Source organism: Candidatus Thiodiazotropha sp. AKIB8 (assembly GCF_058244675.1).
This window is the reverse complement of record NZ_JBSYOO010000029.1, coordinates 166,463-180,287: the sequence shown is the minus strand read 5'-3', so window position 1 is coordinate 180,287 and position 13,825 is coordinate 166,463. Positions and strand designations below refer to the sequence as shown.

The window sequence follows — 13,825 nt, the reverse complement described above, 5'->3', positions numbered from 1 at the left end:
TAGTCCCACAAATAATTGAAATATATGATTTTATATATTGGAAGAAGAAGTTTTTTCTAGATATGAATCCAACCAGTCAGGTATCTCTGTTATGCGATCGACGCAAGCAAGGGGAGCGTGTTTGCGCAATCGCTCTGGAGTATGTACACCATAGGTAACACCCAATGAGGGCATACCGGCATTGAGCGCCATTTCAAGATCGTACTCAGTATCACCAATCATCAATGCCTGGTCGGGATAGGCGCCACTGACCTCAAGAATCTGGTTAAGCATTTCTGGATGGGGTTTAGAGAAAGTCTCATCAGCGCATCGGGTAAAGTGGAAAAACCTCTCCAATCCAGTTGTCTTCAGGGCATGATCCAACCCCTGACGCCCTTTACCTGTCGCTACGGCCAACATATATCCCCTAGCAGCGAGGTTTTCAAGTGTCTCACGCGCCCCTTCAAAGAGTTGGGAGGGCGCTTCACTGCCACTGAAAAAGTGTACCCGATAACGTGCTGCAATCTGTAGATGCAGTTGATCATCACTTTCAGGAAACAGCTGATGCACCGCCTCGCGTAATCCGAGACCAATGATATTACTGATCGCTTCACGCTCAGGAACCGGCATCTCAAGATCCCGTACCGCTGCCTCGACACAGGCTACAATACGGGCTTCTGAATCCATTAAAGTTCCATCCCAATCAAATACTAACAAGCTAAATTTCATATTAACTCTTAAGTCTATTTAAAACCTGATCCAACTCTTCGGGTAGTGGCGCTTCAATCACCATATCCCGTTTTTCGCCTGGCCAGCGCAGGCTGATTTTATAGGCGTGCAGAAACAGTCGCTTCAGACCTTTCTCTTTCATTGCCCTATTGCTGGCTGTATCACCATACTTCTGATCACCAAGAACCGGCGAACCCAGCCAGGCAGTATGGACTCGAATTTGATGAGTGCGCCCGGTAATCAGCTCTGCCTCGACCAAGGTCGCCTCTGAATAGCGCTGCAGGCGCTTGAAGCAAGTCCGTGAAGGTTTTCCTTCTGCATCGACACGAACCACCCGCTCACCACCCTGTAAGGTATTCTTTTTCAGTGGCATATCGACGACTTGTACGCCTTTGCGCCAACTTCCCGCAAGCAGAGTAAGATACCGCTTATCGACCCGGTTTTCCCGAATCAGTTCATGTAAAGTTCGTAATGCGCTGCGTCGTTTACTGATCAGCAGACAGCCAGAGGTATCCCTATCCAGTCGATGCACCAGCTCAAGGTGCTTCTCTTCAGGACGGATTTGGCGAAATATCTCAATCAATCCAAGATTGACACCGCTGCCACCGTGAACAGCAAGCCCCGATGGTTTATTGACTACAAGAAATCGATCATCCTCAAATACAACCGCCTGACTGAGAAGATTTTTAAGGGATTCTGATACCTTGTTTTCCTGCTCTGACGGAGTAGGCAGCCTCACAGGGGGAATTCTAATCGTATCTCCCGTATTGAGTTTATAGTGGGCTTTTATCCTGCCTTTATTGACCCTCACCTCCCCTTTTCTCAAAATACGGTAGATGTAGCTTTTCGGAGCCCCTTTGAGATGTCGAAACAAAAAGTTATCAATTCTTTGCCCGGCAAACTCCTCACTGATGTCAATGAACGTGACTTTTAGAGAATTCTTTTTTGATTCTGACATTTAGCGCCGATTTAATTGCATTGTAAGATTGATGTTCCGGGTGAAGGTTGCTATATTCAGCTTAGTTTTTCAGGCGCCGGCTTGCATACGAACCTCTGTAGCAGCCGACGTCAGTGCGGTAAGTAATCCGTGTTGCAGCCCGATTTTTCGTTTTGGCGCAGCCCGTATTACCAGCCAAGCGCACAGGTGCCGTTGGGACCTAGCTCTTAATCTGAACCCTCACAGCCGCGCCAGAGCAACTATCGAGTGTCAGTCCGTCTTAATTCGGAACTGGCTTTGGTGACATGTACCGGGCCAAATGAACACCCATAATGCACTCTCTGCTCTGAGCGCCTTGATTGGTTCAGCCATAAGCAAACCCCAAGCGGCGGACTTTAACAGTTTTTCAGCCGTCCGAGCTAGCTTTCTGGTTTGGAACACCCTCCTTGTCCCGGAGGTTGCTGACTGATGCTCTGACCAAAGCAGGTGGAATTTTTACCTGTGGCGATTGGAGTTGTACGTCATGCGCAATGGGATTGGATGTCGGACAGCTGTACGGATAATAAAATATGAAACGTATGTTGATCAACGCAACTCAACCTGAAGAGTTGCGTGTAGCCATTGTTGATGGCCAAAAACTTTTTAATCTTGATATCGAAATCCCTGGTCGGGAACAGAAAAAAGCCAATATCTATAAAGGTCGCATCACCCGCGTCGAACCGAGCTTGGAAGCGGCTTTCGTAGAATACGGCGCTGAACGTCATGGCTTCCTCCCCCTCAAAGAGATCTCCAGAACTTACTTTACCGAAAAAGCACGACAGGCTTCCGGTCGTGTCAATATCCAGGAGGCTTTGAAAGAGGGCCAAGAGGTTATCGTTCAGGTTGAGAAAGAAGAACGAGGCAATAAAGGCGCCGCACTGACCACCTTCATCTCATTGGCAGGACGCTATCTGGTACTGATGCCCAATAATCCTCGGGCCGGAGGGGTCTCTCGCCGAATCGAGGGGCAGGATCGTACCGAACTGCGTGAAGCGATGAGTGAACTACAGATCCCTGATGATATGGGACTCATCGTGCGCACTGCAGGTGTCGGCAAAAACAGCGAAGAGCTTCAATGGGATCTCGATTACCTGATTCAACTCTGGACTGCCATTGAGCACTCTGCAGAGAAACCCGCACCTTTCCTGATCTATCAGGAGAGCAATGTGATCATTCGATCCATTCGTGACTATTTACGGGTGGATATCGGCGAAATCGTTATCGATGACCCTGAAGTCTATAACCAGGCTGAACGTTTCATCAACCAGGTTATGCCTCAATACGGTAAGAAAATGCGTCACTATGACGATGAGGTTCCGCTTTTCAGCCGATACCAGATTGAAAGCCAGATTGAATCTGCTTTTCAACGCGAAGTCAGCCTCCCTTCCGGTGGTGCTATCGTCATCGATCACACAGAGGCCCTGACTTCTATCGATATCAACTCCGCCCGGGCAACCAAGGGTGCCGATATCGAAGAGACAGCACTGAATACAAACCTTGAAGCCGCAGACGAGATTGCCCGCCAACTCCGTCTACGGGATCTTGGTGGACTGTTCGTTATCGATTTTATCGACATGACACCCTCCCGTAATCAACGGGAAGTGGAAAACAGACTCAAAGATGCCTTGAAACAGGATCGGGCTCGTGTCCAGATAGGACGAATCTCCCGCTTCGGCTTGCTGGAGATGTCGAGACAGCGTCTACGTCCTTCTCTGGGAGAGGCCAGTGAACAGGCTTGTCCGCGTTGTAAAGGTCATGGCACGGTCCGTGGCGTTGAATCCCTCTCTCTATCGGTACTTCGTATCCTCGAAGAGGAGGCCATGAAGGAGAATACAGGCCGACTCATGGCACAATTGCCTGTGGACATGGCAACCTTCCTGCTGAACGAAAAACGTCAGATGATCCATGACATCGAGAAACGCCAATCGATCGAAGTCGTGCTCATTCCGAACATCCATCTAGAAACCCCCAATTATCAGATTGACCGGATACGTGTCAGTGACCTCCCAGGTGAGGATGACGCGATATCAAGCTATAATATGGTCTCTGATGAGAGATCTGAATCTCCAGAATATATCAACACCAAGCAGGTTAAACCTGAACAGCCGGTGGTTAAGTCGATTGCTCCGGCCAGCCCTGTTCCACAAAGAGCTGAGCCGCCATCACCTGCAACTCAAGGTAGTGAGACTGGTTTCCTGAAAAAGATATTCAGTATCTTCTCTTCGAAGGAGAGTGAACCAGCTCAAGCAGAGACTGAAGAGAAAAAAGCAACTACACCTCAACAGTCTGGTGCCAATTCAAACAACCGCAACAGAGGCCGCAGATCGCCGAATTCAGGTGGGCGCAATCGCAGACCTGCCAATGGAGAGCGTCGCAACGAAAACAAAAACCAGGACAAACAAAGTAACAGACGGCGCACACCTGGAAACAACGCCGCTAGCCAGGAAAAGAGACAGGCTGATGATAAAAAGCCTCAGGAACAGATCGCTGAGACTACCGCGACTACTCAAGCCAGCGAAACTGATACAGCAGCAACTAAGCCTAAGTCACGACGGGGACGTCGTGGCGGCCGTAGAAGGCGCTCCGCTGCTGAAAGAAACAGTGAACAGACAACGGCAAATAAGGTTTCCGAAGAGAGAAGTGAAGAGACCACTCAAGAAAAGAGTCAGGAACAACCTAAAAAACAACCCAGGGCTCGGAACAAGCCTGCTAACCAAAGGTCTCCAAGATCAAATAGAGCTGAGTCCAAGGGTTCGACAGAGTCACAGGATGGTCAGAAAACAGGTGGCGTAGAAAATACAACACCTGCCAAGAGCAGTTCAGGAGAGGCAGAGACCAAAACAGCCTCAGCCGAGCCAAGTTCCGTTCAGCCGGAAAAGGTTGAGGTGCAAGCTAAAAGCAGTAATAAATCAGATCTAGCTGAGACCAAGCACGCCAAGCCAGCTGAGTCAAAACCAGCCTCTGAGGTTGCTGCATCTAAGCCGGCCACTGAAACACCGAAGCAGGTTACTCCTAAAGCTGAATCCTCACCCAAGCCCAAGCAAGCTGAATCTAAAGCGGCCAAACCAGCTGCGCCTGAAGCGTCAAAGGCACCCAGGCAGACTCAGACTAAAACTGATACGAGTAAATCTGGCCAAGTAGAGACTAAAGTCACTAAAGCTGCTGCGAGTGAAGCAGTGCCAGAGCCTCAGAAACAGCCTCGCAATAAACCTAAAGCAGCTGAAAAAGTGAGCAAGCCACGTCCGAAGGCAAAACCCAAAGCGGTGAAACTACAGCAAGTTGAGACCAAACCAAATGCTGTCGCACCTCAAGCACCTAAGCCAAAGTCTGACGCCCCTGCTCCGGTAGAACAGAAACCGGCAAAGGCGCCTGCACCAAAGGCAACTATCGAGAAGGCTCAGGAGAGTAAAGCTCAGGTTGAGTCAAAATCTGTTCAGGTTGAAACCAAAAAACCGGCACAGCCTGCACCTGCTGCCTCCAAAAAAGCTGATGTTGCCGATGCTGGTGGAGAATAGCTGCTTAGATCGTGTTTTATATCCTGACCTGAGTTAAGACGTAGTCCAGATATGGGTTTGCCATCGTAGTAGGCAAACACCATAGCTGAACTGCGAAGAAGATCCCTGGGAAACCTCTGAAGAGGTTTGGGGTTGATCTTAACTGAGATTACGATCGCGGATATGCTCGAGAAGACCACGAGAGGCCGCCTCAACCAAATCAAATACACGCTCAAATCCTGCTGCACCACCATAATAAGGATCTGGCACTTCCTGCTCCTTCAGATGGGGAGCGAAATCCATGAAAAGATGTAAGCGCTCTTCAGCGCCGGTGGGACAGAGAGCACTCAAATCTTCGTAGTTAGAGCGATCCATGGCCATTAGATAGTCGAACTGTTCGAAGTCCTCGACTGTAACCTGGCGGGCTCGCAGGTCACTAAGATCGATACCACGTTTATTTGCAGTTTCACGAGCACGACGATCCGCTTTACCCCCGGTATGGTAGTCGATGGTACCAGCAGAGTCGGTTACGATTATTTCACTAAGGCCCTCCTTTTCAACGATGTCACGAAACACGCCTTGTGCAGTGGGGGATCGGCAGATATTGCCCATGCAAACAAATAGAACCTGTATCTTCTTCTCATCTGTCATTGTGTTTTACTCGGATCCTATGATCATACCTTTGAAACTTAATGGTTAGTCAGTGCCAAAAAAGCTTAACCATAACTCTGAATATATTCTACCCTATTGGCCGAGTCTCTGAATCCTCTGTTAGGCAGATAAGGTGGGCTTGGAGCCCCTGACATTCTAGTATTAAAAGGACAGGCTGAAGATGACCTATTTAATTGCCGAGTTACTAGGAATTGATCAATGAGCGTTATCTTTTTGGTCTGAATGGCAGCTTCATTCTAGGTGGCACACCTTTCACATCCTTTTCTATTTGCAGTTCGAGTTTTATTTTTTTGCCCCGACGCACGACGGTAGCGCTGGCGGTATCAACGGTTTCCAGCTTCCAATCATTCTGGTTCATTCCCTGAGCAACTCGGAGTAATCGATTGTTATTAAGGTCTCTGATAACCGCGACTCTATTCTTAGGCGTAATAACCACACCCTCCAACCTCAGCTTCAGTGGTGCTTGACGGGCAACGGGTGATTTTGCCGGCTCTTCAGGCTCTTCAGGAGGTAGACGACCCTCTCTGAATAAGGGTCGTTCAGTGATCTCAGAATAGATATTCAGGGGTACAGGCGTAAATGGCGAGATGCTAGCATTCTTCTCAGTATCAGCGGATGATCCTGTGCCATTCTCAACTGTAGATTGTGCTTGAGGCGGATTGAACCATTGAAAATAGAGCAATGCAGTGGTGATGCCAATCAATATCAGTAGCAGTATGGTCAGGGTGTTAAAAAAAGTTTTCCAAGGGCTCATGAACCAAGACTCTTCATATAACCCACCAATTTAAAATCGATATCAAGCAATTCCAACGCTCGCTTGATCTTCTCATTGACAGGTAATCTACGTCTGGCAACGGGACGACTGCGTATCGTGATCTCCTCAACAAACAGATACGGTTTCTCACTCTCCAGCTTGTGGAAAATAGTGACGCTATCTTGAAGAGTGCTTTTCATCCTGACACGTATTGCCACTCTTACAAAACCATCCTCCTCATCGTTACCTATAATCTGCGTACTTAGAATCTCCCCCTTTGCTGCTGATACAACTCCCTTTACCCTGCGTTGTAATTCCGCCTTAGCCAGGGAATCGGTTTCACTTTGAAGATAACGTCGATCAGACGCTCTTATACGTTTCAATCGACCCGCTTCAGATTGGTAGTAACCTGCTTGTGAAGCGATACGTTTATAGAGTTGAATCTGATGTTGCTGACTACTTATCTGATCATCGTAATGCTGATTTAGTGACCAAATCGGGTAGATGACTGCAAACAGAACAATGGAAATCAGCAGTATCAGGATAGTTAATGCAAGCAGTTTGCTTTGTCTGGGCGTCAATGTGTCATACATGGCGATAACTCCCATGTAACAGGACTTGTCGATTGCAGTGAATCACCTGCACTTCCCGAAGCTGTGGCCCTGTGACACGCAACATCACCCTTCACCCTGTAGATCTGCGATCAGCTCTGCTGAGATATGGAAACGTTCTGTATTGTTCTTTTTATTCTGAGTTACTGGCGAACGAAAGGATACATTGCGAAATAATTTGGAGGATTCTATTAGTGGAATTAAAACAGCCGAGGCAACAGATTGGCCATGTATATGTACTTTGTCGTCTCTGATTTCGAAGTGGCTGACCCAAGTGTCATCTGGCAGTAACAGGGTCAATTCATGCAGTATCTCCAGCATCTGCCTCGAAGATCGTTTTTTATCCAGCAGAAAACTGTTTTCGCGCTCCGCCTCTGTCACCGCATCTCTTAGTTTTGATACTTCATTGGCCTGTTTTTGGCTGTTGAGCAATTGCTGTTCAAGGCTGGAGGCCAGAATTGATTTCTGCCATACGGGTAATATCAGATTACCAAACAACACAAGCAACAACACAAAAAACAGTAGAAGATTGATTAATCGATAACGTTTTCGTGGTTTTTCACGTTTTTCAGGCGGCAATAAATTGACCGCATTAAGTTTGGGGTCTGCCTCCTCGCAGGGTGAGATGGCGTTTATCCTGACATCATTCTCTTCCAATTGCTGAAGTGCACTGGCAATTTTATCCACCGGAGCCAGGATCAGAGTGATATCCAGGATTCGATTCTGCTTGTCACGTCCGTTGATGACATGGTCGTAGTAGACCTGACTTGCATTGAAAGGGGTCTGGCGATCCATCTCAAATGAGAGCACTTCTCGTAGGTTCTCTTCTGCCTCGATGGGTAAGGTGACTTTTTTGAACAGATATTTCTTTCGTTCCAGACATAAACGTATTTCGCTTGCTGAAGCCAGTAATCGCTTCTGATCCGGATTCTCAAAATCGATGACCTTTAAGTAATTCTCTGCGACCTCTTCACCACTCAGTCCGTGGTTGACTATCCGTAGTGCCTCATTCTCATACAACAGTTGAGCCGGCCGACCACCACTGAACAGGGCGCGCAGAGGCTCTGGCAAGAGCGTACTGATCTCACCACTCCACCATGTCCAGAAACCAAGCCATCGATATCTCAGGGATTGTACTGCCATATCAAGATTCTAACCGGTTTTAACCCTCATAACGACTCATGCCAGGAATGAATCGAATAAGGTTCACTCCCACTGCTTCTCAAATCGACATCCGCTAGAATCCTCGCCTGACTCCCCTGCTCGGTATGGGCATCAATCTGGATCCGATAGACTTTGCTCTGCGACTGCCCACCCCCCTGTGAAAAATCCAACTCCGCCAACTCACTATCGATCTGATCAAGTGCATCAGTCAACTCAGAAGAGAGTTGACCTGCACTTTTCAAAAGGGTTGCCAGCTCCTTGGAGGCGAACCTGAAATCGACCACTGAGCTGACGGCGTTGAGTGTGACATAGGGACGAAGCTTATTGACACGATCTGCATCAAACCCCATAACGTAGCCCAACTCCTCAAGGGTCTTCAAATCTTGACCCGCTGTGATATAGGCGTATCCAGCTGCTCGATAATCCGTATCTTCTGCACCTTGAAGACGACGCAGGTCATCGCTGTCACGCCAATCATTCAGTCTGTCAACCAATGCCTCCCTCTCCTGAGGATCATCTGTAAGCAGAATGAAGAGCTTACTGAGTTGATCCCTGTTTGCCTTGTTCAAATCAAGCAGTCCGGATACATTTCGAATAGCGATTTTTATTTCACCCTGTTTTGTCTCCAGGGGATAGATTTGACCATTGAAATTCCAGCGGCTCTGCGGATCACTAACCATCAGTTCCATAATTGCCCGATTAAATCCACTCTGCGCCATCAATCTCGCTTGCAGGGCATCCTTAGCATTACCGGCGAGTCGACTTTCAACCTTTGAATGGGTTGAAAAGCTGGCCGCAACGATAGTCAGGAGTGCCACCAGCCAAAGAACCAGAACCAGCGCCACCCCTTTTTGCCGATGATGTTTAAATTTCTTTACCATATTATCAATAGGTTACCTGGGCTCTTCAGATATTAACTGCTTTGTCGCCTGATACGAACAAAGTGCTCCTGTGGGTGATCCACTCCTTCCTCTGTATGACTGATTTTGATCAACTCAGGAAAGTAGCGGTAGCTCTGCTGCCACTGCTCTGTCCACTCTGGTTGAGGACGATTCTGTGGTTTTCCGTAAAAGCTGAATTCGATATTTTGCAGCCCGGAGATCAAAATGCGTCGACGACCTTCCTCAGGGAGTGAGAACTGCTGTATGTTTGGATAGTAGGGTGCATAGTAGAGCACCAGACTTAATCCCAATTCTGAATCCCGCTCTTGGACTAAGCGATATTCAAACAATCCACCCGATTGATATTGCTGCGGAGCAGGTGCGATAAACTGAACATGCCCGGCATCCCCTGAGAATGCCAACTGACGAACCCGTTTCTGCTGCCAGGTGAAAGGCAGTAGATTTCTTATCAGATGCTCAATCCGGGCCGATGTGAGATGCTCGGCTATTTCAACCTCACTTCGCTCTGAAACACGCTCCCAGCCTTTGATATTCAAAAACAACATCGACACAGATGTTGTTGTGATCACAGCAAGCAGTAGCAGGGCAATCATGATTTCCAGCAGGGTAAAACCACCACTGAGAATATGGGCACGAGATCGCTCTCTATTGAGTTCTACATGATCAGGGTTTTGCACGGATAACTCCGATGCGGGTAAATGAGATCTCACGGCTTCCACCAGGGGAATCCCAGGAGACAGTCAATATCTCCTCAACAGGAATCAAGGGCAGTGTCAGTAACTTCTGTTCTTGCCAGGTATGGGGTTGACGCAGATAGCGCCAGGTATAGGCATCTTGATCAACACCCTCCTGGGTATAGTTCTCCACATCGATTTCCGCACTCATCTGTTCAAGACGGGACTGGGCAACTGACACAGCCTCGAAATATTGCATGGCAACTTGATGATTCCTCACTGCGCCCGAGTTTATTCTCAGTATCACGCTCATTGTCATAGCGAGTATGATGAAGGCGACCAGCACCTCTATCAGAGTCATACCCTCACACTTCGAATCGAGCATCTTCTTTTAGATCACGGCTGTTGATGATTTGCACCCTGCTGGTCAACCAATCCACTGCGATAACAAAAGCTTGTGCTTCATTACCGAGACGAATCAACCCCCCACTGGAGCTACCATCTGGATAGAATCGCAGAACCAGGGTTTGTTGGCGATCAGCGACCTTCTGACTCGCAAAACTAATACCATCTGGTAGATGCCGAACTTCTCCCTGATTGACCAGGTCGCTTTGATAGCGGCTGTTCTCAATATCAAAACGCATGCGGGACTCTCTACCTGTAATTATGGCTGTCTGCTGTACGTAACGAATCTCCTGAGCAAGATCACGGGTTGCCGCTTTCAGTTTGATTGCTGGAAACGCTTTATGCAGTAAGGGCGGCGTCAAAGAGAACAGCATGCCCATCAAGACCAACACCAGCAACATCTCAATCAGAGTAAAACCTCGGCAGCGTTGAGCCAGTTGCCTGCTCATAACGCGACCAGAGAGTTGACGCCTAAAATAGCCACCAGAATCGACATCACGACACCGGCGATAATTAATCCGAGCACCAGTATCATCACAGGCTCAACCAGGCTAAGTGCCCTTTTGATCAGAGTTTGCGTTTCGAGGTCGAGGATATCAGCTGTCTGCATCAACATCGGCTCCAGTTGCCCTGACTCCTCACCAACACGAATCATCTGCAGCGCAAATTGAGGAAATTGAGCATGTTCAGCCAAGGGATCGGCCAATCTGTGACCCGACCTGAGGTGTTTAATGACATGATCCATGCCATCCGCAATTACAAAGTTGCCAATTGTCTCTTTAACAATTGCTACGGATTTGAGCAGTGGCACGCCATTTTCCAATAGCGTGCCGAGCGTTCTGCAAAAACGAGCGGCCTCAACCTGTCTGACAATCGGTCCAACCACACCAAGATTGAGCAGACGGGCGTGCCAACGTTTTGCTGTACGTCTTTTACTCATCTGCCATTTGAAATAGAAAACCAGCAGCATGACCCCCAGGGCTAAAACCCAGCCATACTCCTGCAGGAATGACGCCATGCCCATGGTGATGCGCGTAGAAAGGGGTAGAGCCTCTCCCATATCCATAAACAGTTCGCTGAACTGAGGAATTACATAGGTCAATAGAATCAGGATTGAGCTAATGGCAACAAACAGTAATATGGCCGGATAGATCAGAGCAGAGATCAGAGAACTTCTAACCTCCTGTGATTGCTCCAAGTGAACTGCCAGACGTGAGAGTACATTTTCCAGCGCCCCTCCCGCCTCACCGGCACGAACCATCTGTACATAGAAATTGCTGAAAATCCCCTCCTCTTTTGCCAGGGCATCAGCAAAAGAGTGTCCACTCTTCAGACTGTCACGGATGCTGTTGATATGCTGGCTGAAAAGTGATTCAGCGCCAGCAATTGAAACCAATATGCCAAGTGCTGATTCGAGTGGCTGACCAGATTTCAATAGGGTTGCAAGTTCACGGGTAAAAGCGACAACCTGCCCCTGAGGAACCTTCTTGCGTTTGAACAGTTGACGAGGCGCAGCCCGAATAGTCTCCTGGCTCTCCTCAATACGGATTGGCACCTGCCCGCTAAGATGAATCTGGTTTACTGCATGCTCACGGCTTACTGCATCGAGCATTCCCTCTACAACCTCACCCTCGGGGGTAACCGCCTTATAGAGATATGATGCCATTAACCTTCCTGAGTGACTCGCAGCACTTCTTCAAGGGTGGTAATACCTCGGGCCACTTTATGCAGTCCATCGTCATACATCGATTTCGCTCCCTCCTGCTTGGCACAGGCAGCCAAGGCATGCTTATCTTTACCCTGAAGAATCAGAGACTGCATCGCTTCGCTCAATTCGATCATTTCAATGATAGCGCTACGACCACGATAGCCACTACCACCACACTCATCACATCCAACTGCCTTGTAGAGGGTTGGTGCTTTGTCAGATCCAGTGAAACGGGCAAGGACTTCAGGTGGCGGCGTATAAGGCTTTTTACAATGCCGGCAGAGATTTCGTACCAAGCGTTGTGCAACCACTGCGTTAACTGTTGAGGTAAGAAGAAAGGCCTCAATCCCCATATCGAGAAAACGGGTAATACTGCCTGCCGCGTCATTGGTGTGCAGTGATGAGAGAACCAGATGTCCGGTAAGTGCTGATTGAACCGCAATCTTAGCCGTCTCCTGGTCACGTATCTCACCAATCATGATCACATCCGGATCCTGACGCACGATGGATCGTAGAGCTTCTGAGAAACCCAGACCTATACTGGCTTTCACCTGTATCTGATTCACCCCCTCGATGTTATATTCCACTGGATCTTCAACCGTGAGAATCTTTCTCTCAGGACGATTCAGATAGTTCAGAGCAGCATACAAAGAAGTGGTCTTACCACTACCGGTAGGCCCGGTAACAACAACAATGCCGTGGGGACGATCGAGGATCTCCAATAGACGCTTTTCCGTAGCGCTTTCAAAACCCAGACTGGAAAAATCCAGGTTCACCTCATCCCGTTGCAGCAACCTGAGTACCATACTCTCCCCATGCAGGGTAGGCACGGTAGAAACACGAAGATCCAATGTGGCGCCATGCACTCTAACTTTGAAACGTCCATCCTGGGGCAGACGGCGCTCTGCGATATTCAGATGGGCCATAATCTTAATACGTGAAATCAATGCAGGCGCCATGTTGATAGAGGGGTGTTCCGTCTCACGTAACAATCCATCAACCCTGTACCGTATCTTCAGAACTTGCTCGAAAGGTTCGATGTGGATATCGGAAGCCTTGCTGGATACGGCACGGGAAATGATCTGATTGACCATCTTGATTACCGGCGCTTCACTGGCAAGCTCTTTGAGTTGCTCAACATCATCCAACAGCAGTTGGTGTTCCAGGCCATCGCCCTCATCACCAGAACCACTCTTTTGTAATTCGTTAAAGTGCTCCTGTATGGTCTCGTCGATTTCGCTGGCAATACCAACCTGAAGCTGCACCGACTTACCACTGATCAACTCCAGTGCTTCAATGACATAAAGATCACTGGGATCGACCATAATCGCCAGAATGTGGTCATCAATATGATCGAACACCACCAGGCGATGCTGCTTCAGAAAGTTTGCAGAGATATTCTCGCTGAGATTGGCCAGATCGGGGTAATCCTTTCGTTCTGCTAAGGGTACGCCACAAATATCGACCAGGGCTGTGGCCAGATCCCGATCTGAGATCAGGCCAAGCTGGAGTAGAATATTCCCTATAGATTCGTCACTTTGTTGACTCTGCTTGAGTCGAACTGCTCGATCCGCCTCAGCAATACCCAAGCGGCCTGAAGCAACCAAAGCAGCGCAAAGCGGCTGACTGGTGTAGACAGGTTCCAGTTGCTCCTGCTGTTCGGAGGTAAGGGTTTCGTTGTTGATGCTTCGACTTGTTGTATTCATCCCACGCCTGTATTCGGACTACGGAAATATCCACACATTACTATTGAAGTT

Annotated in this window: 13 protein-coding genes; 1 reads left to right on the top strand and 12 read right to left on the bottom strand. The window is 48.4% G+C overall.

Annotated features, from left to right (window positions below; all coding sequences use genetic code 11):
* Nucleotides 1–30: 30 nt before the first annotated feature.
* Both AC4IFB_RS07280 and rluC read right to left on the bottom strand, forming a co-directional pair.
* Nucleotides 31–708 (bottom strand): HAD-IA family hydrolase, encoded by a 678-nt coding sequence (locus AC4IFB_RS07280; protein WP_490776890.1) that lies wholly within the window; start codon nucleotides 706–708, stop codon nucleotides 31–33.
* Nucleotide 709: 1 nt separating this feature from the next.
* Entirely contained in the window at nucleotides 710–1,666 is a 957-nt protein-coding gene (gene rluC / locus AC4IFB_RS07275; RefSeq protein ID WP_490776891.1) for a 23S rRNA pseudouridine(955/2504/2580) synthase RluC, read from the bottom strand.
* Nucleotides 1,667–2,214: 548 nt separating this feature from the next.
* Between rluC and rne the strand changes: the two genes are divergently transcribed.
* On the top strand, nucleotides 2,215–5,199 hold the full coding sequence (gene rne / locus AC4IFB_RS07270; RefSeq protein WP_490779803.1) for a ribonuclease E: 2,985 nt from the start codon (nucleotides 2,215–2,217) through the stop codon (nucleotides 5,197–5,199).
* Between the two features lie 138 nt (nucleotides 5,200–5,337).
* Here rne and AC4IFB_RS07265 read toward each other — a convergent pair whose 3' ends face one another.
* From AC4IFB_RS07265 to gspE, 10 genes are all read right to left on the bottom strand, one after another.
* Nucleotides 5,338–5,829: a low molecular weight protein-tyrosine-phosphatase gene (locus AC4IFB_RS07265; protein ID WP_490779802.1), complete on the bottom strand. Its 492-nt coding sequence runs from the start codon at nucleotides 5,827–5,829 to the stop codon at nucleotides 5,338–5,340.
* A gap of 226 nt (nucleotides 5,830–6,055) precedes the next feature.
* Complete coding sequence (locus AC4IFB_RS07260; RefSeq protein ID WP_490779801.1) at nucleotides 6,056–6,604, bottom strand: hypothetical protein; 549 nt, start codon at nucleotides 6,602–6,604, stop codon at nucleotides 6,056–6,058.
* Nucleotides 6,601–7,197 carry a type II secretion system protein GspM gene (gspM, locus tag AC4IFB_RS07255; RefSeq protein ID WP_490776911.1) on the bottom strand — a complete coding sequence of 199 codons (597 nt, stop codon included), beginning with the start codon at nucleotides 7,195–7,197 and terminating at the stop codon, nucleotides 6,601–6,603. Before gspM ends, AC4IFB_RS07260 begins: the two co-directional genes overlap by 4 nt.
* Before the next feature lie 84 nt (nucleotides 7,198–7,281).
* Nucleotides 7,282–8,358: a PilN domain-containing protein gene (locus AC4IFB_RS07250; protein WP_490776912.1), complete on the bottom strand. Its 1,077-nt coding sequence runs from the start codon at nucleotides 8,356–8,358 to the stop codon at nucleotides 7,282–7,284.
* 26 nt (nucleotides 8,359–8,384) lie between these two features.
* Nucleotides 8,385–9,260, bottom strand: coding sequence for a type II secretion system minor pseudopilin (locus tag AC4IFB_RS07245; protein WP_490779800.1), 876 nt, complete (start codon nucleotides 9,258–9,260; stop codon nucleotides 8,385–8,387).
* 32 nt (nucleotides 9,261–9,292) lie between these two features.
* Nucleotides 9,293–9,958, bottom strand: coding sequence for a PulJ/GspJ family protein (locus AC4IFB_RS07240; RefSeq protein WP_490779799.1), 666 nt, complete (start codon nucleotides 9,956–9,958; stop codon nucleotides 9,293–9,295).
* Nucleotides 9,945–10,316, bottom strand: a complete 372-nt coding sequence (locus tag AC4IFB_RS07235; RefSeq protein ID WP_490779798.1) for a type IV pilus modification PilV family protein — start codon at nucleotides 10,314–10,316, stop codon at nucleotides 9,945–9,947. The genes AC4IFB_RS07240 and AC4IFB_RS07235 overlap by 14 nt, the downstream gene beginning before the upstream one ends.
* A gap of 4 nt (nucleotides 10,317–10,320) precedes the next feature.
* Nucleotides 10,321–10,809 (bottom strand): GspH/FimT family pseudopilin, encoded by a 489-nt coding sequence (locus tag AC4IFB_RS07230; protein ID WP_490779797.1) that lies wholly within the window; start codon nucleotides 10,807–10,809, stop codon nucleotides 10,321–10,323.
* Nucleotides 10,806–12,026 (bottom strand): type II secretion system F family protein, encoded by a 1,221-nt coding sequence (locus AC4IFB_RS07225; RefSeq protein ID WP_490776917.1) that lies wholly within the window; start codon nucleotides 12,024–12,026, stop codon nucleotides 10,806–10,808. Before AC4IFB_RS07225 ends, AC4IFB_RS07230 begins: the two co-directional genes overlap by 4 nt.
* A complete protein-coding gene (gene gspE, locus AC4IFB_RS07220; RefSeq protein WP_490779796.1) occupies nucleotides 12,026–13,774 on the bottom strand; it encodes a type II secretion system ATPase GspE in 1,749 nt (582 codons plus the stop codon). The genes AC4IFB_RS07225 and gspE overlap by 1 nt, the downstream gene beginning before the upstream one ends.
* Nucleotides 13,775–13,825: the final 51 nt, after the last annotated feature.

What these genes read in the sequence shown, in the direction of transcription:
- AC4IFB_RS07280 (WP_490776890.1), bottom strand. Translation starts at nt 708, where the DNA reads ATGAAATTTAGCTTGTTAGTATTTGATTGGGATGGAACTTTAATGGAT.
- rluC (WP_490776891.1), bottom strand. Translation starts at nt 1,666, where the DNA reads ATGTCAGAATCAAAAAAGAATTCTCTAAAAGTCACGTTCATTGACATC.
- rne (WP_490779803.1), top strand. Translation starts at nt 2,215, where the DNA reads ATGAAACGTATGTTGATCAACGCAACTCAACCTGAAGAGTTGCGTGTA.
- AC4IFB_RS07265 (WP_490779802.1), bottom strand. Translation starts at nt 5,829, where the DNA reads ATGACAGATGAGAAGAAGATACAGGTTCTATTTGTTTGCATGGGCAAT.
- AC4IFB_RS07260 (WP_490779801.1), bottom strand. Translation starts at nt 6,604, where the DNA reads ATGAGCCCTTGGAAAACTTTTTTTAACACCCTGACCATACTGCTACTG.
- gspM (WP_490776911.1), bottom strand. Translation starts at nt 7,197, where the DNA reads ATGTATGACACATTGACGCCCAGACAAAGCAAACTGCTTGCATTAACT.
- AC4IFB_RS07250 (WP_490776912.1), bottom strand. Translation starts at nt 8,358, where the DNA reads ATGGCAGTACAATCCCTGAGATATCGATGGCTTGGTTTCTGGACATGG.
- AC4IFB_RS07245 (WP_490779800.1), bottom strand. Translation starts at nt 9,260, where the DNA reads ATGGTAAAGAAATTTAAACATCATCGGCAAAAAGGGGTGGCGCTGGTT.
- AC4IFB_RS07235 (WP_490779798.1), bottom strand. Translation starts at nt 10,316, where the DNA reads ATGACTCTGATAGAGGTGCTGGTCGCCTTCATCATACTCGCTATGACA.
- AC4IFB_RS07230 (WP_490779797.1), bottom strand. Translation starts at nt 10,809, where the DNA reads ATGAGCAGGCAACTGGCTCAACGCTGCCGAGGTTTTACTCTGATTGAG.
- AC4IFB_RS07225 (WP_490776917.1), bottom strand. Translation starts at nt 12,026, where the DNA reads ATGGCATCATATCTCTATAAGGCGGTTACCCCCGAGGGTGAGGTTGTA.
- gspE (WP_490779796.1), bottom strand. Translation starts at nt 13,774, where the DNA reads ATGAATACAACAAGTCGAAGCATCAACAACGAAACCCTTACCTCCGAA.